This is a genomic window from Halalkalibacter sp. APA_J-10(15) (assembly GCF_023017105.1).
In the GTDB taxonomy this organism is placed as follows: Bacteria; Bacillota; Bacilli; order Bacillales; family Bacillaceae_D; genus Halalkalibacter.
The window spans coordinates 192,608-217,139 of sequence record NZ_JALKEV010000006.1 but is presented as its reverse complement, the minus strand read 5'-3'; the positions used below and the strand labels follow the sequence as shown (position 1 = coordinate 217,139).

The 24,532-nt window shown below is 38.3% G+C and carries 21 protein-coding genes; 16 read left to right on the top strand and 5 right to left on the bottom strand.

The window, feature by feature from the left end:
- The first annotated feature begins 55 nt into the window (after positions 1-55).
- From MW695_RS09595 to MW695_RS09585, 3 genes are all read left to right on the top strand, one after another.
- The gene (locus MW695_RS09595; RefSeq protein WP_247105083.1) at positions 56-670 is read left to right on the top strand and encodes a helix-hairpin-helix domain-containing protein; all 615 of its coding nucleotides are present in this window, start codon (positions 56-58) and stop codon (positions 668-670) included.
- 238 nt (positions 671-908) lie between these two features.
- Positions 909-1,487, top strand: a complete 579-nt coding sequence (locus tag MW695_RS09590) for a ComE operon protein 2 (RefSeq protein WP_247105082.1) — start codon at positions 909-911, stop codon at positions 1,485-1,487.
- Positions 1,488-1,491: 4 nt separating this feature from the next.
- Entirely contained in the window at positions 1,492-3,792 is a 2,301-nt protein-coding gene (locus tag MW695_RS09585) for a DNA internalization-related competence protein ComEC/Rec2 (RefSeq protein ID WP_247105081.1), read from the top strand.
- Positions 3,793-3,855: 63 nt separating this feature from the next.
- Here MW695_RS09585 and MW695_RS09580 read toward each other — a convergent pair whose 3' ends face one another.
- Entirely contained in the window at positions 3,856-3,993 is a 138-nt protein-coding gene (locus MW695_RS09580) for a YqzM family protein (RefSeq protein ID WP_035345665.1), read from the bottom strand.
- A gap of 444 nt (positions 3,994-4,437) precedes the next feature.
- On the opposite strand from MW695_RS09580, the gene holA reads away from it, so the two are divergent.
- Positions 4,438-5,454 carry a DNA polymerase III subunit delta gene (holA, locus tag MW695_RS09575; RefSeq protein WP_247105080.1) on the top strand — a complete coding sequence of 339 codons (1,017 nt, stop codon included), beginning with the start codon at positions 4,438-4,440 and terminating at the stop codon, positions 5,452-5,454.
- A gap of 55 nt (positions 5,455-5,509) precedes the next feature.
- Here the strand turns inward: holA and rpsT are convergent, their stop codons facing one another.
- Positions 5,510-5,776, bottom strand: a complete 267-nt coding sequence (rpsT, locus tag MW695_RS09570; RefSeq protein ID WP_247105079.1) for a 30S ribosomal protein S20 — start codon at positions 5,774-5,776, stop codon at positions 5,510-5,512.
- 183 nt (positions 5,777-5,959) lie between these two features.
- On the opposite strand from rpsT, the gene gpr reads away from it, so the two are divergent.
- The 4 genes from gpr (at position 5,960) to lepA (ending at position 11,053) form a co-directional block, all read left to right on the top strand.
- Positions 5,960-7,069, top strand: coding sequence for a GPR endopeptidase (gene gpr / locus MW695_RS09565; RefSeq protein ID WP_247105078.1), 1,110 nt, complete (start codon positions 5,960-5,962; stop codon positions 7,067-7,069).
- 492 nt (positions 7,070-7,561) lie between these two features.
- Positions 7,562-8,731, top strand: a complete 1,170-nt coding sequence (gene spoIIP / locus MW695_RS09560; protein WP_247105077.1) for a stage II sporulation protein P — start codon at positions 7,562-7,564, stop codon at positions 8,729-8,731.
- 10 nt (positions 8,732-8,741) lie between these two features.
- Positions 8,742-9,065, top strand: coding sequence for a DUF3679 domain-containing protein (locus tag MW695_RS09555; RefSeq protein WP_247105076.1), 324 nt, complete (start codon positions 8,742-8,744; stop codon positions 9,063-9,065).
- Positions 9,066-9,232: 167 nt separating this feature from the next.
- Positions 9,233-11,053, top strand: a complete 1,821-nt coding sequence (lepA, locus tag MW695_RS09550; protein ID WP_252120711.1) for a translation elongation factor 4 — start codon at positions 9,233-9,235, stop codon at positions 11,051-11,053.
- A gap of 240 nt (positions 11,054-11,293) precedes the next feature.
- Here the strand turns inward: lepA and MW695_RS09545 are convergent, their stop codons facing one another.
- Positions 11,294-12,289 carry a DUF3231 family protein gene (locus MW695_RS09545; protein ID WP_247105074.1) on the bottom strand — a complete coding sequence of 332 codons (996 nt, stop codon included), beginning with the start codon at positions 12,287-12,289 and terminating at the stop codon, positions 11,294-11,296.
- 336 nt (positions 12,290-12,625) lie between these two features.
- Between MW695_RS09545 and hemW the strand changes: the two genes are divergently transcribed.
- The 8 genes from hemW to mtaB all read left to right on the top strand — a co-directional run bounded on the left by hemW (position 12,626) and on the right by mtaB (position 21,860).
- On the top strand, positions 12,626-13,777 hold the full coding sequence (gene hemW, locus MW695_RS09540) for a radical SAM family heme chaperone HemW (RefSeq protein ID WP_247105073.1): 1,152 nt from the start codon (positions 12,626-12,628) through the stop codon (positions 13,775-13,777).
- A 91-nt stretch (positions 13,778-13,868) separates the two neighbouring features.
- Entirely contained in the window at positions 13,869-14,894 is a 1,026-nt protein-coding gene (gene hrcA / locus MW695_RS09535) for a heat-inducible transcriptional repressor HrcA (RefSeq protein WP_247105072.1), read from the top strand.
- 119 nt (positions 14,895-15,013) lie between these two features.
- Positions 15,014-15,574, top strand: coding sequence for a nucleotide exchange factor GrpE (gene grpE, locus MW695_RS09530; RefSeq protein WP_247105071.1), 561 nt, complete (start codon positions 15,014-15,016; stop codon positions 15,572-15,574).
- Between the two features lie 41 nt (positions 15,575-15,615).
- Positions 15,616-17,448: a molecular chaperone DnaK gene (gene dnaK, locus MW695_RS09525; protein ID WP_247105070.1), complete on the top strand. Its 1,833-nt coding sequence runs from the start codon at positions 15,616-15,618 to the stop codon at positions 17,446-17,448.
- A 215-nt stretch (positions 17,449-17,663) separates the two neighbouring features.
- Complete coding sequence (gene dnaJ, locus MW695_RS09520) at positions 17,664-18,773, top strand: molecular chaperone DnaJ (RefSeq protein WP_247105069.1); 1,110 nt, start codon at positions 17,664-17,666, stop codon at positions 18,771-18,773.
- A gap of 32 nt (positions 18,774-18,805) precedes the next feature.
- Positions 18,806-19,744 carry a 50S ribosomal protein L11 methyltransferase gene (gene prmA / locus MW695_RS09515; RefSeq protein ID WP_247105068.1) on the top strand — a complete coding sequence of 313 codons (939 nt, stop codon included), beginning with the start codon at positions 18,806-18,808 and terminating at the stop codon, positions 19,742-19,744.
- A 17-nt stretch (positions 19,745-19,761) separates the two neighbouring features.
- Positions 19,762-20,514, top strand: coding sequence for a 16S rRNA (uracil(1498)-N(3))-methyltransferase (locus MW695_RS09510; protein ID WP_247105067.1), 753 nt, complete (start codon positions 19,762-19,764; stop codon positions 20,512-20,514).
- Positions 20,515-20,519: 5 nt separating this feature from the next.
- The gene (mtaB, locus tag MW695_RS09505) at positions 20,520-21,860 is read left to right on the top strand and encodes a tRNA (N(6)-L-threonylcarbamoyladenosine(37)-C(2))-methylthiotransferase MtaB (RefSeq protein ID WP_247105117.1); all 1,341 of its coding nucleotides are present in this window, start codon (positions 20,520-20,522) and stop codon (positions 21,858-21,860) included.
- A 51-nt stretch (positions 21,861-21,911) separates the two neighbouring features.
- Here the strand turns inward: mtaB and MW695_RS09500 are convergent, their stop codons facing one another.
- Positions 21,912-22,913 (bottom strand): substrate-binding domain-containing protein, encoded by a 1,002-nt coding sequence (locus tag MW695_RS09500; RefSeq protein WP_247105066.1) that lies wholly within the window; start codon positions 22,911-22,913, stop codon positions 21,912-21,914.
- 103 nt (positions 22,914-23,016) lie between these two features.
- Positions 23,017-24,528 (bottom strand): response regulator, encoded by a 1,512-nt coding sequence (locus tag MW695_RS09495; protein WP_247105065.1) that lies wholly within the window; start codon positions 24,526-24,528, stop codon positions 23,017-23,019.
- Positions 24,529-24,532 lie beyond the last annotated feature (4 nt).

Below are 24,532 nucleotides of genomic sequence, written 5' to 3'. Positions count from 1 at the left end.
TCTCCTCGTTTCAAAAAAGAAATGTCTGTATAACAGAATAAAGGAAGTGTGCTAAATGATCAAGAAGATTCAACGTTATAGGAGATATGTTGGTGTAGGATTGGCTGTTTTATTATCAGTGGTGTTGGTTTACTTATATGCGAATCCGTTGGAAAATGAAGCAGTCGACATTGATTGGGGACAAGCTTCATTAGACCATACGGGTGAAATGGAAGATGAGGACTTAACAGAGCCGTTAAACGAGGTGATTATGGTTGATATTAAAGGTGAAGTTCAGTATCCAACTGTATATTCATTGCCACTTGGAAGTAGGGTATACGAAGTGATTGAACTAGCGGGTGGGCTAACAAAAGAAGCTGATGAACGACAGGTGAATTTCGCTCAATTAGTAGAAGATGAAATGGTCATTTATGTCCCAGCTTTTGATGAAATGTGGAATCCGGTTAACATTCAACAGGTAAATGGCGTAGAAACAGGGAAAGTTTCCATTAATACTGCAGATGAAAAGGAGTTAGAAGCGTTACCAGGAATCGGTCCTCAAAAAGCAGCTGCTATTATTGCCTATCGAGAAGAGAATGGTCCATTTCGTTCAGTAGAAGAATTACAAAACGTGTCTGGTATTGGTGAGAAGTCAGTTGAACGTTTAGAAGGAGAGGTTGATTTTCGGTAATGTCAGCGATGGCTCCGCTCGTTACACGTTTTTATGAAAGACCCCCTATTTTTTATGAAAACTTAAAACCGTTGTAACCGTTTTTTAAAATAGGCAATGGTTTCGCACATCGCTTAAAGGACACCGAAAAAGTTAGAATATAAACTTTACCAGTTCCCGTGCTATCGCGTTTTTCTTAGTTGACGTTTTTTAATAATTTTTCTACACTAACGTAAGTAAAGAGAAGAGGTGTACCTATATGGAGAGAATTTCATGGGATCAATATTTTATGGCTCAAAGCCATTTATTAGCTTTGAGAAGTACATGTACACGCCTGATGGTTGGGGCGACTATTGTTCGAGATAAACGAATTATCGCAGGTGGCTATAATGGCTCGGTATCAGGTGGAGCTCATTGCATAGATGATGGCTGTTACGTTGTAGATAACCACTGTATACGGACGATACATGCAGAGATCAACGCACTGCTACAATGTGCAAAGTTTGGTGTTGGAACAGAGGGTGCTGAAATCTATGTGACTCATTTCCCTTGTGTTCATTGTTCGAAGGCTATCATTCAAGCAGGTATAAAAAAAATATACTATGCATCCGATTATAAAAACCACCCTTATGCAGAAGAGATGTTTAAAGAGGCTGGTGTAGTAGTGAAGCAAGTTGAACTAGAAATGCTCAGTGTTGATCAACATCATTTGGACAAGCTTAAGTTTACTGCTGAGCTCTTGGAAAAGCTTGAAGGTGCGGGTTTTGAACAAGAAGAATTACTTCGATTACGTGATGAGGCGAACACGTTATATACACAAGCTCCTATTAAGGGTTAATCAAATGCTTCGATACTTACCTCTAATTCCTTATATGGCAACGCTTGGACTTATCATTTCGTTAAGAGGTCCAAGCATACTGCTTTATCTTCTTTTCCTGCCTATTCTCGTATTACTTTTTTCACAACACTCGTTTCGATCACTATTACTTATACTACTTCTACCTTTTCTATTATTTGTATGTATTGGTTTTTATATTAAAGATGATACGACTGTATTCAATGGGGAAGAACAAGCGTTAGAAGGAAAGATCATTCAAATCCCCGAAATAGATGGTGATCGAATGGCTTTTCGCTTTCGGACGCTTGAAGAGGAAGATGTTGAGGTTCGACTCTTTTTTTCAACTGAAAGAGAGCAGGAGATTGCATTAACGTATGGCCATGGTGAGCTTTGTCGAGTTGGTGGGGCGTTATCAGCGCCTAATCCACCTACCAATTTTGCTCAATTTAATTATCCGAGATATTTGAAAGAACATAATATGTATTGGGTATTACAAGCTGTTCATCTTCATTGTGTACAGCCTCCAGCTTATTCTATATCCGAGAAGCTACAACGTTGGCGACAGCATAACATGAGGAAGCTGGAGCAGAATCTAAGTCCAGACGTAGCAAGTGTCGTACATGCACTTGTATTTGGAGATCGAACGTTAATGGATGGCTCTGTGTTAGAAGCATATCAACGATTAGGTGTCATTCATTTATTGGCTGTTTCGGGTATGCATGTCGGGTTAGTCGTTACTGCTAGCTTTTACCTTCTGATCCGATTTGGAATAACACGTGAACGAGCGCTTGAATGTTTAATTGTTTTTTTACCTGTTTATACCGTGATTGCTGGTGCAGCTCCTTCGGTTATACGTGCAAGTCTTATGACAATTGTCGTGCTTCTTTGTCTACGTCTAAAACAAAAAATCCCCCCATTAGTCGGTATTACGGTTGTCTATCTTCTTTATTTATTCATCTCACCTTATTCCTTATTCCAACTTGGTTTTCAGCTTTCTTTTCTTGTTTCATATGGTTTGCTTTTATCAGCTAAAACGATTCGTAGCTATTCCTCTTATTGGAGCCAACTCATAGCTGTAACAATGATTTCACAACTACTTTCACTTCCTATATTGTTATGTCATGTTTATGAAATTGCGTGGTTAAGCTTACCTATTAATTTGATTTTTATTCCACTCATTACATTCGTCTTTTTGCCCTTATCGTTTATTGGATTTATTATTTCGCTCTTTCTACCAATGACATTTAATGTTGCTTTTTATTTATTAGAATGGATGGTTCCGCTTAGTCACCATATTTTAACGGTGCTGTCTAATAAGACATTTGCAACAATCGTTGTTGGTGAGCCTTCAGAGTGGATGGTTGTTTTTATGTATGGGGTCATTTTCTTTTCGTTGCTTTGCTTTGAAAGAAGAAGAAAGCATTGGTGGAAATGGCCAATTATGTTACTACTGGTTGTGCTAGTGATTCAAATAGGAAAGCCATATGTGGATTATCGTGCACATATAACGATGATTGATGTTGGGCAAGGAGACAGTTTTCTAATTGAGCTACCCTTTCGTCAAGGCGTGTATTTAATTGATACGGGAGGTCAGCTTACCTTTGTTAATGAACAATGGCGTGAACGTCGAGCCCCATTTGATGTAGGGAAAGATATTGTTGTACCTGAATTGAAGCAAAGAGGGATTAGTCGATTAGACGGTTTAATTCTGACGCACGGTCATGCTGACCATATTGGTGGAGTAGAAGCAGTAGTTAATATGATTCAAATCGATAAAGTGTTATACAGCTTTGGTGAAGTAGAAGGTGAGCTTGAGAAGGCAGTCTTAACGGAATTAGCTAAACACGGTACCGCTATTCATTTTGTAAAGGAGGGTATGAGCTTTGAGAAGCAAGGCGTGACATTTTATATATTAGCGCCAGTTGGCAAGGAGCAGGGGTTAAATGATCGTTCGATCGTATTGTATGTTGAATTGGAAGGAATAACGTTTCTATTTACAGGTGATCTCGAAGAAAGTGGAGAGCGTATGTTATTGCAACGCTATCCGGATTTAAAGGTTGATGTACTTAAAGTAGGCCATCATGGTAGTCGTACTTCGACGACTGCTCCATTTTTAGAGCAATTGGATCCATATGCGGTATTTATTCCAGTAGGGCGCTCAAATCGATATGGTCATCCACATGAAGAGGTCATTGAACGATTGACGGACCAAGGTGCGTTCATTTTGCGGAGTGATCAAGATGGAGCTGTTCGATTGACCATTCATAATGGGAAGGTATCTATTACTAGGGCAATGATGCAATAGGAAAAGCCCATCTACGCATGATAGCGATAGACGAGCTTCTCTTTACATTGCCTACTTTTGATTTTAAAAACCAGAGAAAATATCAACAATTGATGCGATGATAAAAAGTGTGGCAAAAAAACCAAAAGATACAACAAAGGCAACACCAGAGTCAATTGCATCATTACGTTTACTTTGAACTTCTTTTTCAAATTGATTCATCTGGCACCCCTCCTTTTCCCTCATAAGTATAAGTGATGCGATAAAAAAAAGCTAGACCGATTCAATTAAAAGGAGTTGATTCAATGAATTGTTCAAGAAATTGTTCACTTTTTAAGGTGAGATTTAAAAAAAGTATTTTGTTTTTTTTCTTATCGCGTTCGATTCGAAAGAACTGTAAAGAGTTGTCACCTATAGTTTTAAATCGCATAGGATACTATAACTAGTGCAGGGGCGATTTATCGTTGTGAGTGTGATTGCCCGGGGTCACAGTTCATAGCGTTTATTATAAATGGGGGCTTGGCTAATTCGAGCTTAAGCCTCCTTTGCAAAACTTATACTTGTCATTTTTTCATGAATTGTCTAAGCTAAAGACACAAGTAGATGATTCCATGCGTAGCTTTTCCAATAGATGAAAAACTATGCATACAAAATGGGGAATGAACGGTGTCTTATTTAACAATAAAAAAAGAAGTGGAAAAGGGAAAGGTTGCTCCAATATATTTTATGTATGGCCTGCAATCATTTCTAATGGAAGATATTATACAAGCTATCATTCGACAACAGGTTGGCTCATCGGACGATCCAAATGTGATTACATATAATGTTCAGGAGACGTTAATTGACCTTGCGATTGAGGAAGCAGAAACAGTGCCTTTTTTCGGTGGGAATAAGGTGGTCATCGTGAAAGATTGTCTTTTTGTAACAAGTGCTAAACAAGATACAAAGCTCGATCATAATTTAAAGTCGCTTGAGCAATACGTGGAAAATCCTGTACCTGAAACAGTTCTTATTATTTGTGCACCTTATGAAAAACTAGATGAACGTAAGAAACTAACAAAGCGTTTGAAAAAGCAAACCGTTGTTGATTGCTCTCCATTTGATTTGAAAACGACAGAAAAATGGCTAGAGGAACAAGCGAAAGCAAAAGGTGTCTCGTTTATTGGACAAGCGAAAGAAAGGTTAATTGAGCGAGTAGGCATTCAGCTACTTCAGCTTTCCTCAGAAATAGAAAAGCTCACCTTATATGTTGGTGAAAAAGGTGAGATAACCGAAGATGTTGTAGACTTATTAGTTGCACGCTCACTTGAGCAGGATGTCTTTGCTTTAATTGAGTATGCAGTTACGAGGCGAGTTGATCGTGCATTAATCATCTATCATGATTTATTAAAGTTGAAAGAGGAACCACTCAAGATTCTTGCCTTGATCGCACGGCAAATTCGCATTTATTATCAAGTGAAAGAAATGTTAAGAAAATCTTTTTCACAAGGTGAAATTGCATCGCAATTAAAGCTTCATCCGTACGTTGTTAAGTTAGCGAGTAAACAAATTAGACGTTTTTCAGAGGGGTTTCTGCTACGAATGCTTGAGGCGACAGCGGATGTTGATTATGCGATTAAAACAGGAAAAATGGATAAGGTTCTTGCTGTTGAATTATTATTAATGAAATTTGCTGAAGAATGATGGAGAAGAAGCAATAAAAAAACCGGCAAAAAGCCGGCTTTTTTATTGCTTCTAGTTAGGCAGAAAGTCCGTTTAGACGCTTTGATAAGCGAGACTTTTGGCGAGAAGCGGCATTTTTATGGATAAGTCCTTTACTAGCTGCTTTATCAAGGCGCTTTACAGCATCTTTGAAAGCTACTGTTGCTTCTTCCTTTTCGCCCGCTTCTACTTTTGCTTCAAAAGTTTTGATTGAAGTACGAAGAGCTGATTTAACAGCAATGTTTTGAGCACGACGCTTGTCGTTTGTTTTTACACGCTTAATGGCTGATTTAATATTTGGCATTTATTTCACCTCCTGAGTCATCACCTATCATGAACGGTTCGAAACCTTGTATTCAGGCGATTATACAACAAGAAGGATTTTACCAAAAACGGCGCTTAAATGCAATAGAAGAATGAAAACTGTTTGCTTAGCACACGCTATGATCATAGAAAAATCTTTGTTTGTTATGAAGGAGTGATTATTGTGACGGAAGAGTTAGATTTAAGCCGTTTTCAAATTCGTACTGATTTAGCTGTCGAGGCTCATCAAATTGCCGTTGAGGAACAAGAAAGCAATGAACAAAGTGAAGTCACAGGTGTACAGATTGAAGAGGAAACGATTGATGACGTCATTATTACTCGAGTGACGATTGATGAGAAAGGTGCAGATCGACTTGGGAAGAAACCTGGACATTATTTAACGTTTGAATCTCAAGGAATACGCAAAAAAGATACGGATATTCAGGAGAAGATGGAGAGAGTGTTTGCAAATCAGTTTAGTTCATTCATGAAAGAGATCGGAGTCGGACCAAACGATACTTGTCTCATTGTCGGACTGGGTAATTGGAATGTAACACCAGATGCACTAGGTCCTATCGCTGTGGAGAACTTGCTTGTTACAAGACATTTGTATGAACTAGCTCCTGAGCAAGTAGAGGATGGTTTCCGTCCTGTTAGTGCAATATCTCCTGGTGTCATGGGGGTAACTGGTATAGAAACGAGCGATGTTATCTTTGGTGTGATTGAAAAAACAAAGCCAGATTTTGTCATAGCCATTGACGCCTTAGCATCTCGTTCTATTACGAGAGTCAACTCAACGATTCAAATAAGTGATACCGGCATTCATCCAGGCAGTGGGGTAGGAAATAAACGTAAAGAAATTAGTAAAGATATACTTGGAATTCCTGTCATTGCAATTGGTATTCCAACGGTTGTCGATGCGGTTTCAATTACGAGTGATACGATTGACTATGTTCTTAAACATTTCGGTCGAGAAATTCGAGAAGGCAATCAACCGTCAAGGTCACTTGCTCCAGCTGGCATGACATTTGGAGAGCGCCGTACATTGACAGAGGAAGACTTGCCAGATGAAAAGAAGCGTGAAACGATCTTGGGAATGATCGGAACTTTACCAGAGCAGGAGAAACGGCAGCTTATTCAAGAGGTCTTATCCCCACTTGGACATAATTTGATGGTGACACCAAAGGAAGTGGATGTGTTTATTGATGATATGGCTAATGTGATTGCTCAAGGATTAAATGCCGCCCTACATGAACATATCAATCAGCAAAATGTCGGCAGCTTTACTCATTAATACTAATTAGCTAAATATGATGAACAATAAGAGGCTGGACAAAACCCTCCTCTGAAATGAAAAAGTCGGTGAAATTTTACGAAAAGTAAAATTTCACCGACTTTTATTATTTCTTACTCTTTAAAGTAAGGGGCTGTCACAGGTTCGTTCTATTGCGCTTGAGCTACTCGCTTTCGAGGCCACTGAAAAAGTGAAATTTTCACTTTTTCAGTGGCTTTAAGTAATGTGCGTAGCCGTTGCCCGATTTTGAAAGCCTTGCAATGAGTGGGTTTCTCATTGCAAGGCGCACAACGAGCGGAGCCATTACTCTTCCTTGAGTGACTTGAAAAAGTGGAAATCGCACTTTTTTTGTGCCCAAATTAACTTTGATGAAACTTTGCTATTTTCTTAGTTCTTTTTTTCACTCTCATTCATATGGTGGAATGAGGTCGTTTCTTTTACTTAACGTATTGATGTTGTTTTCAATGTAGCTAACTGATAGGAGATGAGACGATGCGAAAGAGAAGACAGTTAAGGTTTGGTGTCGGTGTAAACCGGACAAGCATAAAGAAAATATTTTCATTATTTATTATTGGAATCATGGGATTATTTATTTTCACCGGTATCCTTACTTCATTTGAACCAGGACATGGACTAGCCTCGAATCAAATACATGAATGGTCATCAAATATTAAAGGAGAGCATTTTCTTTACTTATTAGGTATGGAAAATCAGCATTTTAAATCCGTCTTGCCAAATGATAGTGAACCCCCTAGTATTAGCTCAGTTTTGTTTGAAATTGCTACAAGTATTAATCCAAATGATCCTAGAAGTTTACTTGGGAGAGAACTCCCTGGATTTGCATTATTTGATGGTAGTATCTTAATAGCTGGGGAAGGAACGGATTATACAAATATACCTGTTGAATCTGCTCCGCCGATGGATGTCATTTTAGCAGAGCGTGAGGCAACACAGGAAAGTTTAGAACGTCTTGAACAGTTAGAGAGAGAGCGTGAAGAGATAGAAGAATCAACGGATGGACGCAAGGTTGTTCATATTATCCATTCTCATAATACGGAATCGTTTCTACCTGAATTAGAAACAAATGAACCAAATGAAGCATTTCATAATAAAGTGAATATTACGCTAGTAGGAGAGAAGTTATCACAGGAATTAGAAAAGCGTGGAATAGGAACAGAGGTAGAGGAACGGGATATCCAGGAGAATTTGCGAGAGAAAGGTTGGAATTATCCACAATCGTATGACGCTTCAAGAAATTTTGTTGTAGAAGCGATGGAGGAAAATAGTGATTTACATTATTTCTTTGATATTCACCGTGACTCACTTCCAAGAGATCGCACGACCGTTACGATTAATAACGAAGAATTTGCAAGAACGGTATTCGTTATTGGTGGGAATCATGAAAATTATGAAGAAAACTACGAGCTTGCAAAATCACTCCATAATGATTTGGAAGAGCACTACCCAGGATTAAGCCGTGGTGTTATTTTAAAAGATGGTCCGTATACGAATGGACGATTTAACCAGGATTTATCAAGTAATTCGGTACTAATTGAATTCGGTGGAGTAGAAAACACATTAGAAGAAACATATCGTGCTGCTGAGGCTGTAGCAGAAGTATTTGCTGAATTTTATTGGGAGCATCATGCAGTAGATGGATAGGAGGATAAAAATGAAACGAGCTCTATTATCGATCGCTGTTGTCGGTTTGTTCCTCTTATTTGGAATATTGCTTGGTGTTCAGCTTGTAAGTGAAGAACTTGGAATAGATAAACCTATCCCACTTGAGATTAATCAAATCGAAACGAAGCTTCAAAATGAAACCTTCGAAGAGTTAGTGAATAAAGGAGAAAAGGTGGAAGAGATAGGACGGTTTAACTTTTTCTCTGATCTAGGAGAAGGGGTTGCAAATGGTTTGAATAAAATGAGTCGAGCTTGTCTTTCAAGAATGGTTGCTACGATTCATTATTTGAACGGAAAAGAGTCTTCATATTAAAAAGGATCGTGTATTTACGAATTTTAAACAGTTGACTCTTGCATTATGATTGAAGCTACTGAAGAAGTTTTGTTTTTCAGTAGCTTTTATTCTTAGTTGATAGATAGGTGGGTGAAAGGTATAATACAGAGTGATGTTCTGTACGATTTTGTAGGAGTGATTATGTGATGAATAATGAACAGCGGTTAGCGCGGCAATCAAAGATACGGAACTTTTCTATTATCGCGCACATTGACCACGGAAAATCAACACTTGCTGACCGAATTTTGGAGCAGACGGGTGCACTGACTGACCGTGAAATGAAAGATCAAACGCTAGATGCAATGGATTTAGAACGTGAACGAGGAATTACAATTAAGTTAAATGCCGTTCAGTTAACGTATAAGGCTCAAGATGGGGAAGAATATATATTTCATTTAATTGATACGCCTGGACATGTCGATTTTACATATGAAGTGTCACGTAGTTTAGCGGCCTGTGAGGGAGCGTTGCTTATCGTTGATGCGGCTCAAGGAATTGAAGCGCAAACATTAGCGAATGTCTATTTGGCGCTTGATAATGATTTGGAAATTCTACCGGTCATAAATAAAATTGACTTACCAAGTGCTGAGCCTGATCGAGTGAAACAAGAGGTTGAAGATGTGATTGGATTGGATGCATCAGGTGCTGTGTTAGCATCAGCGAAAAACGGGATAGGGATTGAGGAAATATTAGAGCAAGTCGTAGAGCTTGTTCCAGCACCTCAAGGTAACCCACAAGCGCCATTGCAAGCGTTAATTTTCGATTCATTGTATGATTCGTATCGGGGTGTTATTGCTTATATACGAATTGTTGAGGGAACGGTTAAGCCGGGCCAGAAGATTAAAATGATGGCAACGGGTAAGGAGTTTGAAGTCCAAGAAATTGGAGTCTTTACTCCAAAGGCTGAGAAACGTGACGAATTAACGGTTGGAGATGTTGGATTTTTAACGGCGTCTATTAAAAATGTAGGTGATACACGTGTCGGGGATACGATAACTGAGGCAACTAGACCAGCAGATAAGCCATTACCTGGATATCGACGTATGAACCCGATGGTTTATTGTGGTCTATATCCAGTTGATACAAATGATTACAATGATTTAAGAGAAGCACTGGAGCGTTTAGAATTAAATGATGCTTCGTTACAATATGAGCCCGAAACATCTCAAGCATTAGGCTTTGGTTTCCGTTGTGGCTTCTTAGGGCTTCTTCATATGGAAATTATACAAGAGCGGATTGAACGTGAATTTGGCATTACGTTAATTACAACAGCACCAAGTGTGGTTTATAAAGTATTGACGACAAGTGGGGAAGAGGTAACGATTGATAACCCTTCTAATATGCCTGATACACAAAAGATTGATCAAGTGGAAGAGCCGTATGTGAAAGCAAAAATTATGGTACCAAATGAATTTGTTGGGGCGATAATGGAGCTTTGCCAAGGGAAGCGCGGTATATTCATTGATATGCAATATTTAGATGATATACGCGTACAAATAGTGTACGAAATTCCTTTATCGGAGATCGTCTATGATTTCTTTGATCAATTGAAATCAAGTACGAAAGGGTATGCATCATTTGACTATGAATTAATTGGATATAAACCATCAAAGCTCGTTAAAATGGATATTCTACTTAATGCTGAGAAGGTTGATGCTCTTTCTGTTATCGTTCACCGTGATTTTGCATTTGAGCGTGGAAAGGTAATCGTTGAAAAGTTAAAGGAATTAATTCCTCGTCAACAATTTGAAGTTCCGGTTCAAGCGAGTATAGGAACGAAAATTATTGCCAGATCAACGATTAAAGCGATTCGTAAGAACGTATTGGCAAAATGTTACGGTGGCGATATTTCTCGTAAACGTAAGCTACTTGAAAAGCAAAAAGAAGGTAAGAAACGGATGAAATCAGTAGGGAATGTCGAAGTGCCGCAGGAAGCCTTTATGGCTGTTTTGCGTATGGATGATTAAAGTATTAAGAAGAAACTAATAGGATGATTCGTATTTCTTTAGAATAAACAGTGTGTTCAACCTGTACGAAACATAGATTTCAAACTTAACAGCACTCCAATATGTCGGACTAACCTAACATTGGAGTACTGTTTTTATTTGGGATTTTTTCAAAAAAAGATAATTGGTTGTGCGATACTCCGAGGTGTAGAATAGGCAATCATAACAAATTCCTTTCCGAATGCAACTATGCTCAACATTTTAGTTTATTAAATCCTTTCGATTAGCAGAGATAGGTGGAAGCTCTAACCAACCGTTATTAATCATTAGCTCTGCACCATCTTCAGCATAAAGACCGACATTGACCAGTTGCTTTGAATATTTCGCAGCAATATCCCTGCGGAAACTTAATGCCATAGAACCGCCTATATTAGCTAACGACATAGCTGTTAATGTATTTGTTTGAAACATCATAAGTTTATCCGAAAAAACAGGAACTGTATTATCTGTAACTTCAGCATCCCAAGTCATAGGCGCAGGTAAATGACTTTCTTCTAAAAGAGTTTGTAACTCACTTATAATTTTTTTCGATAATTCTACCCCTCTTAAAAAGTGTCTTTTCACTTTTTCAAATTGAGAGGTTTGCGCAAATCCAAGTAATAGAGACTTACCATGTATATTATTATTATAATTCAAATATATGTGGGTAATTTCTTCTGCTGTTAACGGTCTTTTTTCTCCAAACCAACCTTTTAGGAACTTTTCGTTTTTAACAAATTCAGGCTCCTTCGGGGTAGGCAAATGTGGGGGACGAACAAATATACCTTTAGTTAGTAATAATTGTTTTGTGGCACCTTCAATTGCTACAGCGTCGACTAAGTATTTGTTATATAACTTTCTAATATCTTCTCGTGCAGCAGTGGAAAGGGCTGCTCCATTTGATGCAATTCCAGCTTTGCTTAAGCTTCTAATGAAGTATAGAAAGTATGTATCAGAAAATAATCGGGGCGCATTCAAATTTACATCTTCTAATGAGAAGCCTATTGGAATTGGAAACGCTTCACGCTTAAATATAGTTTTTAATTCCATTAAGTGATTCTGTGAGGTAGTCAATGTTAAATTAATGATTGATTTAATTTCTGAGTCTTCTACATTAGCAAGAAAGTACTTTAACATGGGAATACTTGCGCTTTCGGTCATATAACTTGACCATAGAGAACCGATTTCTGCCGCAGTTAACCTAATATGCTCACTCAATTTATTACCTCCTATTTTTACGAATAAATATATTTTTGTCTATAATTTACATATTTATGTATTGGCCTGTAAAGGTGTTGATCCTAATTGGGGTATTTTATAATTCATATAAGGGAAGCATTTCAACCTTAATAAAATCATTTAGTTGCTAGATTTGGTTGGATACTTTAGAATACAAATGGAGATACAATTTTGTAAGTGAAATGAGCTTATGGCTATTCAATCTATGGGTGATTCAATCATATGGGGGGTGTTCCACTCGGGACACCCCTATCAGCTTGAAAAGATTTGTCTAAAATTCCAATGTTCTTCAACATGAATGAAAGGAGGGATCTGGTGGTAAAAGCAGCATATATTCATATCCCTTTTTGTGAGCATATTTGTTATTATTGTGATTTTAACAAAGTCTATCTAAAAAATCAGCCAGTGGACGAATATATTGAAGCCCTATTAACTGAAATGAAGCGCTCTGACGTATCCTCTTGCTCGTTGGAAACGATTTTCATTGGTGGGGGAACACCAACAGCTTTGTCAGCGAAGCAATTAAAACGACTTTTAAAAGGGATGCAGCAAATGATGGACTTGGATCATCTTCGTGAATTTACAATTGAAGTGAATCCTGACAGCATTGATGATGAAAAGCTAACGATCTTAAAGGATTTCGGCGTGAACCGATTAAGCATGGGTGTTCAAACCTTTGACGAAAAACTATTGAAGGAAATTGGACGAACTCATAATCGGAGCAGTGTGTACGATGCAGTAGAGCGTGCAAGAGCATCAGGGTTTCAGAATATTTCTCTAGATCTAATGTTCGGTTTACCGAAACAAACACCGGAGCATTTCCGTCAAACGTTAAAGGAAGCTTTAGCGTTGGAGATTGAACACGTATCAGCTTATTCGTTGAAGGTAGAGGAGAAGACGATTTTTTTTAATAGAAAGCGTCAAGGGAAATTAACACTTCCTCCAGAAGAGGATGAGGTGGAAATGTACAAAAATTTACGAGCGGTGACGGCGAAAGCGAAGCTGGCACAATATGAAATCAGTAATTTTGCTAAGGAAGGCTTTGAAAGTCAGCACAATCTCGTTTATTGGAACAATGAAGAATATTTTGGTTTTGGTGCAGGTGCTCATGGTTATTTAAATGGCGTGCGTTACCAAAACCATGGTCCATTACCGAAGTATTTACGTGCGATTGGGCAAGGGGACGTACCGACCGTATCTATTCATCACGTGAGTAAAGTGGAGCAAATTGAAGAACAAATGTTTTTAGGGTTGCGAAAATTAGAAGGTGTAAGTAAAGATGAATTCCAGGTTAAATTTGGTATGTCTATACACGATTGTTTTTCGAAACAACTTCATACACTACAAGCGCGAGGGCTTTTATTCGAATCTGTAGATCGCATTCAACTAACAGCTGATGGATTACTTTTAGGCAATGAAGTATTCGAACAATTTATTGCGATTCTAGAGGAACAATCAATTAATTGAGTGTTTTTATTGACAAATGACAGTCCATTTGGTAATTTATCATTAGATTTAGCACTCGAATAGATTGAGTGCTAACAGAGGTGGTGAGGGGATGTTAACAGAGAGACAATTGCTCATTCTACATGCAATCGTTGACGATTATATCCGTTCTGCTGAACCTGTTGGATCAAGAAGCATTTCTAAGCGTGAGGATATTACGTTTAGCCCAGCTACGATTCGTAATGATATGGCAGACTTAGAAGAATTAGGTTTCTTAGAGAAACCACACAGCTCCGCGGGTCGTATACCTTCTCAGAAAGGTTATCGGTTTTATGTGGATCATTTGTTGTTACCTCATCACTTAACAACCGCAGAGCGATTTGATATTCGTTCTGGTTTTGATGAACGAATACGGGAGTTAGAGGAAGTCATCCAACATTCTGCTCGCGTATTATCGAGTATGACAAGTTATATTTCTGTTGTACTAGGGCCTGAATTGTTTGAGACTTCATTGACTAATATTCAGATCATTCCGTTAAGTAAAGTGTCGGCAACTGTTATTGTTGTGACTGACACAGGCCATGTTGAAAGTCAAACAATCGCTATTCCTGATGGAATTGAAGCTGCTGAGTTAGAAAGAACGGTGAATATCTTAAATGAACGATTAAAGGGAGTTCCGTTGTACAAACTCAGAAAGAAGCTTCAATATGAAGTCGCAGATGTGTTACGAACACATGTCCAAAATTATGAACATGTCATGAAATTACTTATGGCTTCATTTGAAATGGAGAAACATGAGAAGCTATTCTATAGTGGTAAGACGAATTTACTCACACAACCAGAATTCAAGGATGTTGAAAAAATCCGCATGCTTCTTAATATGCTGGAAGAAGATGCCACTATGTTGCAAATTTTAAAAACACCTCATACCGGTGTACAAGTTAAAATAGGTGAAGAAAATCAACTTGAAGCGTTTGATCATTGTAGTTTGATTACAGCAACGTATTCAATTGGTGGTAAGCAAATGGGCACAATTGGAATATTAGGTCCAACAAGAATGGAATATCGACGAGTGATTGGTGTTGTAGATACACTATCGAAAGATTTAACAAAACTATTAACAAACTTGTATCGTTAATTGGAGAAATGATAACATAGTAAGGATGTCAAAAGGCAATAAAGACGTCTTTTGACATTTCACTATGTCGTCTTTCAACATACATAAGATTCATGTATTTTATTTAGGAGGTGAACGAGATGGCAGAAAAAGAAACACAAACGGTTGAGGAGACAAAAGCTGAGCAAGAACCAATTGCTGATGCAGAGCATGATAGCGATGAAGCAGTGGAGGCTGAAGCTGAAGTCGTAGGGTCGAAAGATGAACAATTAGAAGCACAAATCAATGAATTAAATAATCGACTATTACGTACTCAAGCAGATTATGATAATTTCAGACGCCGTTCTCGTGAAGAGAAAGAAGCAGCGGCTAAATATAGATCACAAGTCGTTATTGAATCATTATTACCTGTATTAGATAACTTCGAACGTGCTTTATTAGTAAATCCTGAATCAGACGAAACGAAGTCTCTATTACAAGGGATGGAAATGGTCTATCGTCAATTACAAGACACATTAAATAATGAAGGTGTGGCGGTAATTGAAACAGAGGGCCAAACGTTTGATCCTCATCTTCACCAAGCGGTGATGCAAGTGGAAGAAGACGGGTTTGAATCTGGTCAAATTGTGGAAGAATTGCAAAAAGGTTACAAGCTAAAAGACAGAGTCCTACGACCAGCGATGGTTAAGGTTAATGCTTAGAAATGAAATAAATCTAGTAAACGAATGGAGGAACAATAATAATGAGTAAAATTATTGGTATCGATTTAGGTACAACGAACTCTTGCGTGGCAGTGATGGAAGGTGGAGAAGCAACTGTTATCCCAAATCCAGAGGGTAACCGTACGACACCATCTGTTGTTGCATTTAAGGATGGAGAGCGCCAAGTGGGGGAAGTGGCAAAGCGTCAAGCAATCACAAACCCAAATACGATTATTTCGATTAAGCGTCATATGGGTACAGACCATAAGGAGAGTATTGAAGAAAAAGAGTATTCTCCTCAAGAAATTTCTGCAATTATTTTACAGAAGCTTAAATCTGATGCAGAAGAATACTTAGGTGAAAAAGTAACGAAGGCTGTTATTACAGTACCTGCTTATTTCAATGATTCACAGCGTCAAGCAACAAAAGATGCTGGGAAAATTGCCGGTTTAGAAGTGGATCGTATTGTTAACGAACCAACAGCGGCTGCGCTTGCTTACGGTCTTGATAAGGAAGATGATCAAACGATACTTGTTTATGACCTTGGTGGTGGTACGTTTGATGTGTCCATTCTTGAATTAGGAGATGGATTCTTCGAAGTTAAAGCAACATCTGGAGATAACAAGCTTGGTGGAGATGACTTTGACCAGGTTATTATCGACTATCTTGTGGAGCAATTTAAGAAAGATAATGGTATCGATCTTTCTCAAGATAAAATGGCGATGCAACGTTTGAAGGATGCAGCAGAAAAAGCTAAGAAAGATTTATCTGGTGTAACACAAACACAAATTTCACTACCTTTTATTACAGCTGATGCAACAGGACCGAAACATTTAGAGTTATCTTTGAGTCGTGCTAAGTTTGAAGAGCTTTCTGCTGATTTAGTTGAACGTACACTTGAGCCAACTCGTCGTGCATTATCGGATGCAGGTCTATCTGCAAGTGAAATTGATAAAATTGTATTAGTTGGGGGTTCAACACGTATTCCTGCTGTACAAGAAGCGATTAAAAGTCTTACTGGGAAAGATCCTCACAAAGGGGTAAATCCTGATGAAGTAGTCGCGCTCGGTGCTGCTATTCAAGCTGGCGTGTTAACTGGAGATGTTAAGGACGTTGTATTACTAGATGTTACACCACTTTCATTAGGAATTGAAACAATGGGTGGCGTATTTACGAAGTTGATTGAGCGTAACACGACGATTCCAACATCAAAATCACAAGTATTTTCAACGGCAGCCGATAATCAGCCTTCTGTTGATATTCATGTTCTGCAAGGTGAACGTGAAATGGCAGCAAATAATAAAACACTGGGACGATTCCAATTATCAGATATTCCACCAGCACCACGTGGTGTACCACAAATTGAAGTTTCGTTTGACATTGATGCTAACGGGATTGTAAATGTTAAGGCGAAAGATCTAGGGACAAACAAAGAACAATCAATTACGATTACTTCTTCTTCGGGATTATCTGATGAAGAAATTGATCAAATGGTTAAGGATGCTGAAGCGAACGCAGAGGAAGATAAGAAGCGTCGTGAAGAGGTTGAGCTTCGAAATGAAGCAGATCAGCTTGTTTTCCAAACAGAAAAAACGATCAACGATTTAGGAGAAAACATTGATCAAGGTGAAAAAGAGAAGGCTGAGGCAGCAAAAGATAAGCTGAAATCAGCGATTGAAGCTGATAACATTGAAGAAATCCGTACTGCAAAAGATGAGCTACAAGAGGTAGTAACAGCTCTTACAACAAAGATGTATGAGCAGGCTGCTGCACAAGCTCAACAAGCACAAGGTGCTGAAGGTCAAGCTGAACAAGCGGATGATAATGTTGTCGATGCTGACTATGAAGAAGTGAATGACGAAGAAAAGAAATAATCACCTTTCACATAAGTCAAAGTCAACTACGTTGACTTTGACTTTTTCTAAGAGGATATGTGAAAAGGATATTTTTGTCGTAAGGCAAGAGCTGTTCTAATGCTTTTGATAAATGTAGAAATCGAGTAAGTAACAAACTGTTACTTTTCTTATTGCGAAAAGGGTTTGTAAGGTGGTAAGATGAACGTTATGGAATAGAATCGGGAGTGGATGACATGAGTAAACGAGATTACTATGAAGTCCTTGGTGTTGATCAAAATGCTTCAGTTGATGAGGTGAAGAAGGCGTATCGCAAGCTTGCGCGTAAATATCATCCAGACGTCAATAAAGAAGCGGATGCTGAGGCAAAGTTTAAAGAAGTAAAAGAGGCGTATGACACATTAAGTGATCCTCAGAAGAAGTCTCACTATGATCAATTTGGTCATACAGATCCAAATCAAGGATTTGGTGGAGGAGGAGACTTTGGAGGTGGCTTTGGCGATATATTTGATATGTTCTTTGGTGGCGGCGGACGTCGCAATCCGAATGCACCTCGTCAAGGAGCGGATTTACAATATACGATGACGTTAGAGTTTAAGGAAGCAGTATTTGGAAAAGAAACAGAAATAGAAATTCCGCGAGAAGAAACGTGTCAAACATGTTCAGGTTCTGGAGCAAAGCCAGGAACTAAACCTGAAACATGTTCGCATTGTGGTGGATCAGGACAGCTAAATGTTGAACAGAATACACCGTTTGGTCGTGTTGTAAACCGTCGAGTTTGTCATTATTGCGACGGTACAGGTAAGCAAATTAAACATAAGTGCTCAACTTGTGGTGGGCAAGGTAAAGTGAAGAAACGTAAAAAAATTAGCGTTAAAGTCCCTGCAGGAATTGATCACGGCCAACAACTACGAGTATCCGGACAAGGGGAAGCTGGTTCTAATGGTGGACCTCCAGGAGATTTATTTGTTGTATTTAATGTGAAAACGCATGAATTTTTTGAACGTGAAGGTGATGACATTTACTGTGAAATGCCGTTAACATTTGCCCAAGTAGCGCTCGGTGATGAAATTGAGGTACCAACTTTAACTGGTAAAGTGAAATTGAAAATTCCGGCTGGAACACAGACGGGGACGAATTTTCGCCTGAGAAGTAAAGGGGTACCTAACGTACACGGGCGGGGTCAAGGTGATCAGCATGTGAAAATCCGTGTAGTGACACCAAAGAACTTAACTGAGAAGGAAAAAGACTTATTACGTGAGTTTTCGCAAATGACAGGTGGTCAGCCAGATGAACAAAATGACAGCTTCTTTGCGAAGGTAAAGCGAGCATTTAAAGGGGAATAAGCTTATATAGCTTATGTTAAGGAGTGAGTTGGATGTTAAAATGGTCAGAATTTAGTATTCATACTAGTGAAGAAGCGGTGGAGCCAGTTTGTCATATTTTACATGAAGCTGGGGCAAGCGGTGTAGTAATTGAAGACCCTAGTGATTTAGTAAAAGATTGGGGCGATCGTTTCGGAGAAATATACCAACTCTCTCCTGATGATTATCCTGAAGATGGGGTAATGATTAAAGCGTATTTTCCTGTAAACAGTTTTCTAACTGACACAATCGATGGTATTAAGGAGTCCGTTAATGGACTCCTTCAGTATGATATCGAATTAGGACAGAATAAGGTTCATTTGGTTGAAGTGGATGAGACAGAATGGGCAACTGCTTGGAAGAAATATTACAAACCTATTCGCATCTCTCATTCACTAACAATTAAGCCTACTTGGGAAGAGTATGAGGCTACAGATAATGAAATGATTATAGAATTAGATCCAGGAATGGCTTTCGGTACCGGAACGCATCCAACAACGGTTCTTTGTATACAGGCATTAGAAAAGTATTTAACGAGTCAAGCAGCCGTCATAGATGTAGGAACGGGGTCAGGAGTGTTAAGTATCGCTGCGGCAAAGCTTGGGGCTAAAGAAGTCTTAGCATTAGATCTAGACTATGTTGCTGTGAAGAGCGCGAAAGAGAATATCGGTGGAAATGAAGTCTCTTCTATCGTTCGTGTTGAGCAAAATGATTTATTAGAGGGAATCTCTGGCGAATATGATTTAGTTATTGCTAACATATTAGCAGAGGTTATTATGACATTTGTTCAAGATGCGGCAGCGGTTCTTAAGCAAAATGGGACATTTATTACTTCAGGGATTATAAAAAGAAAAAAAGATGATGTAAAAAAATCATTAGAACAAGGTGGATTTATCATCAAAGAAGTCGTCGAAATGGAAGATTGGGTTGCACTTGTTGCGACAAAAGCTTAATAAAGCGAGGAAATGAAATGCAGCGCTATTTTGTATTACCGGAACAAATGAAGGATAATGAGGTAAGCATAACTGGAGAAGATGTTAAACATATCTCTAAGGTGATGCGGATGTCTATTGGTGACGTAATTGTATGTAGTAATAATGCATCTCGCACGGTTCGTTGCACAATTAAAGACATGTCAGATCAACAAGTTATAGCCGTTATAGACGAAGCAATTCAACCGAACACGGAACTTCCCATTGAGGTGACAATTGCTCAAGCATTACCGAAAGCGGATAAGCTAGATTGGATCATTCAGAAGGGAACAGAGCTCGGAGTGCATACATTCCAACCGTTTGCTGCTTCAAGGTCGATTGTGAAATGGGATCGAAAGAAAGCAATGAAAAAACGAGAGCGGCTTGAAAAAATTGCAAAGGAAGCAGCAGAGCAAGCGTATCGTGAAAAAATTCCGTATGTTGCTGATTTTATACCGTTTACAGAACTTTTGAAAATGGTTCAACATTATGATAGAACGGTCATTGCCTATGAAGAAGTAGCGAAGGAGCAGGATCATACCTATTTTGCTAATACACTTCAAGAATTAACAAAAGGCCAACGGTTGCTTATCATCATTGGTCCAGAAGGTGGATTATCTGAGGAAGAGGTGGAGAAACTGCAGGAACAAGAGGCTGTTCCTTGTAGCTTTGGACCACGTATATTAAGAACAGAAACGGCAGCAATGTATGCACTTTCTGCTATTTCGTATCATTTTGAATTAATGAGGTGAAGAACATGGGCACGGTTGCCTTTCATACATTAGGTTGTAAAGTGAATTATTATGAAACCGAAGCGATATGGCAATTATTTCAGCAAGCAGGTTATGAAAAAGTTGAATTTGAAGCAATTTCGGATGTATATGTAATAAACACCTGTACGGTTACGAATACAGGTGATAAGAAAAGTCGTCAAGTCATCAGACGCGCGATTCGTAAAAATCCTGATGCGGTTGTTTGTGTTACGGGCTGTTATGCACAAACATCTCCTGCTGAGATTATGGCGATACCAGGTGTTGATATTGTCGTTGGAACACAAGATCGTATAAAAATGCTTGATTATATTGAAGAATTCAAGCAAAAACGCGAGCCAATCAATGGTGTAGGGAATATAATGAAGTCTAGAGTGTATGAGGAATTAGATGTACCGGCTTTTACAGATCGCACTCGTGCTTCATTAAAAATTCAAGAGGGCTGTAATAACTTTTGTACATTTTGTATTATCCCGTGGGCACGTGGTCTAATGCGTTCGCGTGATCCAGAAGATGTAATGAAACAAGCTACTCAGCTCGTGGAAGCAGGCTATAAGGAGATTGTACTAACGGGAATTCATACTGGTGGTTACGGTGAGGATTTAAAGGATTATAGCTTGGCACGACTATTAAAGGATCTGGAACAAATACAAGGATTAAAGCGAATTCGAATTTCTTCTATTGAGGCAAGTCAATTAACAGATGAAGTGATTCGAGTCATTGATCAGTCAGAAAAGGTTGTTCGCCACCTGCATATTCCACTGCAATCAGGTTCAGATACGGTATTGAAACGGATGCGTCGGAAATATACGATGGCTTTCTTTGCTGAAAGACTAAAACGTTTAAAGGAAATCATGCCAGGTGTGGCGATCACTTCAGACGTTATTGTGGGCTTTCCTGGTGAAACAGAAGAAGAATTTGAAGAGACGTATCAATTTATTGCTAAGCACAAATTTAGTGAACTACATGTATTTCCTTATTCGAAGAGAACGGGAACACCTGCAGCACGAATGGATGATCAGGTGAATGAGGAAATTAAAAATAAACGAGTCCATCGATTAATTGAGCTATCTAATCAATTAGCAAAGGAATATGCTACCCAGTTCGATGGGGAAGTTCTTGAAATGATACCTGAAGAACGCGATAAGGAAAATGAGGGAAGTGGCTTGTATATTGGCTATACTGATAATTACCTTAAGGTGAAAGTTCCTGCATCCGATGCTTTGATCGGCAAGCTTGTGAAGATAAAAGTGACCAAGCCTGGATACCCATACAATGAAGGTGAGTTTGTTCGAGTTATAGATAAAGAGCCGATTGAAATAGCTTAATGTAAGTAAATCTAACGCACTTAGTTTTAGCGAAACGCTGAACTAAGTGCATTATTGTTTGTGCTCTATATTAGAATTTCCGTTTAATTGATTCAAATAGTCATTAATGTTTTCTAGATTAACTTCAAGCGTTTCAGTCATTTCATATTCAGGTATTTCATGGCCATAATAGTTTTCATACAGTCGTTCCACGACTAATTGTCCCCATACAAATTGACTTTGTGAAATAGTACTGTTAATTTGATTATTTTGTACACCGTCAATAATCATTGGTAAATCATCGAAGGTGACAGCTATTTTATCTTGGAGTCCTTTCGCTTTCCATACTGTTACGGCAGCAGGGCCAGAAAGTGAATCAATTCCAACTAAGGCATCAAAGTCTGGATATTCTTCAATCATTTGTTCAATGTTAGTAATGGTTTTCGATGGGATACCTTCATTTGACTTTATTTCTATTATGTTAATCTCAGGGTACTGCTTAAGTGTATTTTTGACACCCTCTATTCTTGAGTTAAGATTCAGCATTGTTGATAATCCTGTACTTATAATAAGGTCACCATGATAATCTAGGAGACGAGCAACAACCTCACCTAAATGTTCGCCAGCAGCTAAATTATCTGTGCCAATATAGGAAAGGCGCTTACTTTCAGGTGCATCCGTATCAAAACAAATAACAGGAATTCCTTCTAGTACAGCTTTATTAATGAATGGAGTGAGAGCGGCAGAATCGGTAGGGCCGATTGCAATTCCATCGACTCCTTGCTGGATGAAGTGCTCAATGATTTGAATTTGTGATTCGACATTAGCAGTTGAAGGAGCGCGTATAATGACTTCGACTCCCATTGCTTCTGCAGTTTCCTTAGCACTAACTGTTACTGCTTCAAAGAAAGAGTGAGCGACAGGATAGATGATAGCAAAGGTAATGGCATCTCTTTCTTCAAGCTGCACATTTGTTTCGTCAGGAAATAGTTCAGGCTCATCTGTTGTGATTATATGACAGGCACTAGCACTAAAAAGAAATAATGAACAAATGATCATTACGGATAGTTTCACTGACGATAGCCTCCTTTGTCATAGAAGCGAAGTTGATAAAAAAGCGCTGTGTTTTGCTCAAATGCTCGTAACGACTTCAAACGATACTTTTCAGCAGGTCGCTTTAACTCAGCTTCATTAAACTTTGTCGTTTAAATTCTCGTGTAGTCATAGTTGTGATGCGCTTAAACATATTACAAAAATAATGGGAATCACTATAACCGACTTTTAATGCGATTTCATAGGTTTTCTCATTTGTCGTAATAAGCAACTCCTTCGCTTTTTCAATTCGGATAAAAGTTAAATATTCCTTTATTGTTTGTCCTTCTTCCTGACTAAAAATGTGACTAAAATAAGCTGGACTAACATTGACTACGTCTGCAATTTTTTGCAGAGACAGTTGAGAATCTGCGTAATGCTCTTTCATAAACTCTTTCGCTTTTTGAATAAGAGGGTAATTTTTACTTTTGAGTTGATTCCGTAGTTGAATCACTTCTGTTAGAATAGATGTCATATAACTTGCTAGCTGTGAAGAATCATGAATGGATTGATTTAGCTCAATTTGTTGGATTGAAGAAACGAAATGATCATTAGAGTTGTTGCTTAGACTCTTCAAGTAATCCGTAACAGTTGCTGTGAATTCCATTAGAAAGTAATAATATATAAATGAATGACTCTCACTTTTTCGATTTAGTTCCTTTATGAGCCCTCTACATAATGGTTTGATTTCCTCAGTCTGACCATATGATAAGAATTGCTTCATTTCAGTTCTGTTAAAAAATGATTGTATGCCCGTTATCGGGAGAGGTGCATAAAAGCTTCGATTGTTATGCACTTGCGCATAGGCTTCTTGATAAGAGGTGGGAATGTCTTGAATACGGTCCTTAACTGTTCCCATTCCGAATATATTTCCTGAAGATGATTTCAAGGCTTCTTTAATATGTTGTATTTGTTTCGTTATGATATGTTTAGAATTGGCTTTTATAATGTAGACAGTCTCTTTGCCATTACGTTGAAATTGAATGATTGAAAACGAAGGTATTGAATGTATGAGTGGGTGCAATTTTTGTTGTAATTCAATCATAACAACAACGTAATAACTGGCAATTAGTTGAATGTTCAATTTATCTGCTTCTTTAATAGCATTTGTAGTGGAATACATTCCTTCACATAAATCTAATAAAAATTGATTTTTAGTCAGATTTTCGTTTTCAGTTGCTTTATTTTGTAATTCATTTAATTTGTCTCTTTCTTTCTTTTCTAAATCGATTTGCTTTGATAATTTTAATAGCACGTCTAATAAATCAGTAGCATTTAGTGGTTTTAAACAATACTCGGTAATTTGGATTCGTAAAGCTTCTCGTGCATATTCAAATTCATCATGGCCACTGAGAATAATAATTTTTGTATAAGGTAACTTATTACGTAATATCCGACTTAACTCCAGACCATCCATAAAGGGCATTTTAATATCAGTTATGACAATATCAGGTTGCTCTTGTTCAATTAAGGGAAGAGCCATTTCACCATCGGGCGCATCTCCACAAAATAGGAACCCATTATTCTCCCAATCCATACAATGTCTAATCCCTTCCCGCACTTCGATTTCATCATCGACTAAAAATACTTTTTTCATAAAT

Excerpts from the sequence above, each read along its gene's own strand:
- MW695_RS09595 (WP_247105083.1), top strand. The coding sequence starts at position 56 with ATGATCAAGAAGATTCAACGTTATAGGAGATATGTTGGTGTAGGATTG.
- MW695_RS09590 (WP_247105082.1), top strand. The coding sequence starts at position 909 with ATGGAGAGAATTTCATGGGATCAATATTTTATGGCTCAAAGCCATTTA.
- MW695_RS09585 (WP_247105081.1), top strand. The coding sequence starts at position 1,492 with ATGCTTCGATACTTACCTCTAATTCCTTATATGGCAACGCTTGGACTT.
- MW695_RS09580 (WP_035345665.1), bottom strand. The coding sequence starts at position 3,993 with ATGAATCAATTTGAAAAAGAAGTTCAAAGTAAACGTAATGATGCAATT.
- rpsT (WP_247105079.1), bottom strand. The coding sequence starts at position 5,776 with ATGCCAAATATTAAATCAGCCATTAAGCGTGTAAAAACAAACGACAAG.
- spoIIP (WP_247105077.1), top strand. The coding sequence starts at position 7,562 with ATGCGAAAGAGAAGACAGTTAAGGTTTGGTGTCGGTGTAAACCGGACA.
- MW695_RS09555 (WP_247105076.1), top strand. The coding sequence starts at position 8,742 with ATGAAACGAGCTCTATTATCGATCGCTGTTGTCGGTTTGTTCCTCTTA.
- lepA (WP_252120711.1), top strand. The coding sequence starts at position 9,233 with ATGAATAATGAACAGCGGTTAGCGCGGCAATCAAAGATACGGAACTTT.
- hrcA (WP_247105072.1), top strand. The coding sequence starts at position 13,869 with ATGTTAACAGAGAGACAATTGCTCATTCTACATGCAATCGTTGACGAT.
- grpE (WP_247105071.1), top strand. The coding sequence starts at position 15,014 with ATGGCAGAAAAAGAAACACAAACGGTTGAGGAGACAAAAGCTGAGCAA.
- dnaK (WP_247105070.1), top strand. The coding sequence starts at position 15,616 with ATGAGTAAAATTATTGGTATCGATTTAGGTACAACGAACTCTTGCGTG.
- dnaJ (WP_247105069.1), top strand. The coding sequence starts at position 17,664 with ATGAGTAAACGAGATTACTATGAAGTCCTTGGTGTTGATCAAAATGCT.
- prmA (WP_247105068.1), top strand. The coding sequence starts at position 18,806 with ATGTTAAAATGGTCAGAATTTAGTATTCATACTAGTGAAGAAGCGGTG.
- MW695_RS09510 (WP_247105067.1), top strand. The coding sequence starts at position 19,762 with ATGCAGCGCTATTTTGTATTACCGGAACAAATGAAGGATAATGAGGTA.
- mtaB (WP_247105117.1), top strand. The coding sequence starts at position 20,520 with ATGGGCACGGTTGCCTTTCATACATTAGGTTGTAAAGTGAATTATTAT.
- MW695_RS09495 (WP_247105065.1), bottom strand. The coding sequence starts at position 24,528 with ATGAAAAAAGTATTTTTAGTCGATGATGAAATCGAAGTGCGGGAAGGG.